3 protein-coding genes and 1 pseudogene are annotated in these 3,640 nt (G+C 37.0%); 2 read left to right on the top strand and 2 right to left on the bottom strand.

Going from position 1 to position 3,640, the window contains the following annotated elements; all coding sequences use genetic code 11:
* Positions 1-739 (top strand): annotated as a pseudogene (locus P20652_RS08865) (MFS transporter); the annotation flags it as partial.
* A gap of 28 nt (positions 740-767) precedes the next feature.
* Here the strand turns inward: P20652_RS08865 and grpE are convergent.
* Together grpE and P20652_RS08875 are read right to left on the bottom strand one after the other, a co-directional pair.
* Positions 768-1,379, bottom strand: coding sequence for a nucleotide exchange factor GrpE (gene grpE / locus P20652_RS08870; RefSeq protein WP_008168923.1), 612 nt, complete (start codon positions 1,377-1,379; stop codon positions 768-770).
* Between the two features lie 58 nt (positions 1,380-1,437).
* Positions 1,438-2,403, bottom strand: a complete 966-nt coding sequence (locus P20652_RS08875; protein WP_008168922.1) for a hypothetical protein — start codon at positions 2,401-2,403, stop codon at positions 1,438-1,440.
* 175 nt (positions 2,404-2,578) lie between these two features.
* Between P20652_RS08875 and nadK the strand changes: the two genes are divergently transcribed.
* A complete protein-coding gene (gene nadK / locus P20652_RS08880) occupies positions 2,579-3,463 on the top strand; it encodes an NAD(+) kinase (RefSeq protein ID WP_008168921.1) in 885 nt (294 codons plus the stop codon).
* Positions 3,464-3,640 lie beyond the last annotated feature (177 nt).

Below are 3,640 nucleotides of genomic sequence, written 5' to 3'. Positions count from 1 at the left end.
ATTTATTTTAGGTTTTTCTATCGTGGTCGACTTATTTTTTTAGTACTTGCTGCTTATAGCTTTATTATTTTAGTCTTTAGTGCAAGTATATTTAATTGATATACCTATTCATGCAAATGAAAAAAAAGGATTAGCATTATTTTTTGATAGCTATAAAACAGTGCTGAGCAATAAAGATGCACGCGCAGATATTTTAACTTCTATGTTTGTATCATTTGGCTTTTTTTGCTTTTTAACCTCAGTGCCTTTTATCTATCTCGATTTATTTGAAGTCTCGGAACGACTATTTGGGATCCTATTTGCTTTTAATGTAATGGCGTTAATGTTTGGCAACTTTTTGAACACGCGTATAGTCCCCCATGTAGGATCACGAAAAATGCTTTATTATGGACTCACATGCGGATTTATCTCAGGTACTGCTTTACTAACATTTAGCTTATTAGAAATGTCTCTGTATTACATCGTTGCGAGCATAGCACCGTTAATGATGAGCTTAGGGGTAACGGCCAGCAACGCTGATTCACTTATTTTAATGAAGTTTGAAAAAAACACAGGTACAGCTACCGCTGTTATAGGCACATTGAGATTTGGCAGCGGCGCCTTGGTTGGACCTCTACTTGTGATAATGCACGCTAAAAGCGCAGTGCCATTTTCGAGTTTAATGTTTAGTGCTGTTATTTTAACTATTATCGTGCAAGTTATTTATAGTATGAAAAACAAAAAAAATGCCTCAAAATGAGGCATTTTTTATTCAAAACTAATAGGTATTAAGCATCTGCCGATTTGGATACCATAACCATTGCTGGGCGCAATAAGCGACCATTCAATGTGTAACCTTTTTGCATTACAGCAAGTACTGTATTTGGCGATACGTCGTTACTTGGTTGAATCGACATGGCTTGATGAAAATCTGGATTAAATTGCTCACCCTGTGGATTTACAATTTCAACGCCAAACTTAGCAACCGCATCGTTAAAACTCTTAACGGTCATATCAATACCTTCAAGTAACGGCTTTAAAGCTTCGTTTTCTTTATCAGAAAACTCAATAGCGCGCTCAAGGTTGTCAATTACAGGGAGTAATTCGTTAGCAAATTTCTCTAATGCAAATTTATGTGCTTTTTCTACATCTTGTGCTGCACGGCGACGAATATTATCCACATCGGCCGCTGCACGAACAACACCATCTTTTTGATCAGCAATAGTCTGTTTAGCAGCTTCAAGCTCTGCGTATAACATTGCGATTTCTGCTTCTGGGCTTTGTTCACCTTCTGCATGTTGGTCAGCGGCTTCTACTGCAGCCTCTACATCAACTTGCATTTGATCTAACTCTTCGTTTAGTTCTACTTCTTGTTCTGGCTTTTGCGTCTGTTCAGACATAAAGTAAGTGCTCCGATTCTCTACAACTGCGGTAATTATGGGGGTTGAATAAAAAGATTCAAGAGTTAGAGGTCTCAATTAATTTAAATTCTTGGATTATTTCTTCAATTTGTGACGATTTAGGGCAAATTATACAAAAGCGGCTTTGATATTCTTGGTTTTGAAAGTACGGCACGCTTATAACAATTAGCTCATTACATTCACTAAAAGGAAGTTTTTCGCTATTAAGTACCGACACACCATTTTTAAATGCTAGCTTATCTTCTACATAGTTTAAAAATGAAACGCCTATATTTAGACTTTGCTCGCAATCGATTTGTTTGTAAAGATAGTTCTCACCAACAACAATACTATTATCTGATCCTAACTTATGACTAAGCTGTCGCGTCCACTGATTAAGAGAATCATGGCAATTTTTAGGCGCTGTATTAGCCATGGCTTGCATACGATACAAGCCTTCCATTAATGTTTGTTGGCTAAAAACGGTATTTAACCACGTAGCAAACTGATAACGAACAGAGTCAGATGAATCATGTGGTTTATCAATACAAATATTGTGGCTTTGCCCTGCTCTATCTATGAGTAAAATAAGCCAGTCTGTTGAATCAAAATCGAGAACCTCTACCCTAAACACTTGCTGAGAACTTACTTGAGGTAACCCAACACAACAACATACTTGGTATTTTTTACTCAGCCCATGAGCAAGTTCAATTAACTGTGCTTGTTCTGGTTCCCAATAGTTAGCAATACCAGCCAATTGAAAAAACTCATTGAACCAATAATCAAATCCTTCATTTGTAGGCACTCGACCTGCTGATGTATGAGGCGAATATAATAAGCCTACTTTTTCTAAGCGAGCCATTGCATTACGAACCGTAGCTGAACATACTGCCATGCCTTTGAGCTTGGCTATTTTTGTTGATGGGACGGGTAAACCCTCACCATTACAGTACATATTCATAACAGCTGAAAAAATCTGCTGATCTCGCGGGTTTATTTTCATGGTATCTACATCTTGTTTCATGAAATATATATCGGGGCGTTTGCTGTTATTTCAAGTACTGAGGCAAACTCATACTTGAAAAAACCTGATTATTTAACCAATCAATTACTTCATAATAACTTTGCCAAAATCTGTGTTTTCAAACACTTCTATTTTGAGTTACTCTAGCTATATTAAATCTTTTCGTGCGTATATTATGGACTCTCCCTTTAAAACCATTGGCCTTATTGGTAAACCAAATCATTCTGGCGCAGCCACCACCCTACAACGCTTACACACATTTTTACTTGCCCTTGGTTTTGAGGTAATTGTAGAAAAACGCACCGGTGGTCAATTAGTTGACGTACCCAAAGATAAACTCGTTAAACTAGTCGATTTAGGTGAACGTGCCGATCTTGCTATTGTGGTTGGAGGAGACGGTAATATGCTTGGAGCCGCGAGGATGTTAGCTCGTTTTGATGTTGCCGTTATAGGCGTAAATAGAGGAAATCTTGGTTTTTTAACTGATTTAAATCCTGAAGGGTTTGAAGCAAGCTTAGAAAAGGTACTCAGTGGTGAATACCTTGAAGAAGAGCGCTTTTTATTGGAAGTAGAAGTATATCGACATAGTGAATTAAAAAGTGCAAATTTAGCGGTTAACGAAGCGGTTTTACATGCAGACAAAGTGGCTCATATGATTGAGTTTGAAGCATTTATTAATAATGACTTTGTTTTTTCACAGCGCTCAGATGGTTTAATTGTATCAACCCCAACAGGCTCGACCGCTTATTCACTTTCAGGTGGTGGACCTATATTAACACCAGAGCTAAATGCTATCTCATTAGTACCTATGTTTCCGCACACTTTATCAAGCCGACCCTTAGTTGTTGATGCCGATAACGAAGTTCGCTTAAAACTTAGTCTCGAAAATACAGACAGCCTACAAGTAAGTTGCGACAGTCATGTGGTGCTTGCAGTATTACCCGGTGATGAGGTTGTGATTAAAAAAGCAAACAAGAAATTACGCTTGATCCACCCTAAAAATTATTCTTACTACAACGTTTTACGTACAAAATTAAATTGGGGTAGTCGTTTATACTAATTTTATTGCTAAAAGCAGTACTCTATTGCAAAATGCTACTATAAAAATAATTAACCAATTCAGGAACGTACAATAATGACTTATGTTGTTTTTTTGCTCTATTATTATTGATTACATTGCTGGCAACTTACCTTAAAGTCGAAAGTAATCGAAAAAAGACGATAGAAACTAAAAAAA

This window comes from Pseudoalteromonas sp. BSi20652 (genome assembly GCF_000239855.1).
In the GTDB taxonomy this organism is placed as follows: domain Bacteria; phylum Pseudomonadota; class Gammaproteobacteria; order Enterobacterales; family Alteromonadaceae; genus Pseudoalteromonas.
Note: the sequence above shows the minus strand (reverse complement) of the source record. Positions and strands in the feature narration are given on the sequence as shown.

Excerpts from the sequence above, each read along its gene's own strand:
- P20652_RS08875 (WP_008168922.1), bottom strand. The coding sequence starts at position 2,403 with ATGAAACAAGATGTAGATACCATGAAAATAAACCCGCGAGATCAGCAG.
- nadK (WP_008168921.1), top strand. The coding sequence starts at position 2,579 with ATGGACTCTCCCTTTAAAACCATTGGCCTTATTGGTAAACCAAATCAT.
- grpE (WP_008168923.1), bottom strand. The coding sequence starts at position 1,379 with ATGTCTGAACAGACGCAAAAGCCAGAACAAGAAGTAGAACTAAACGAA.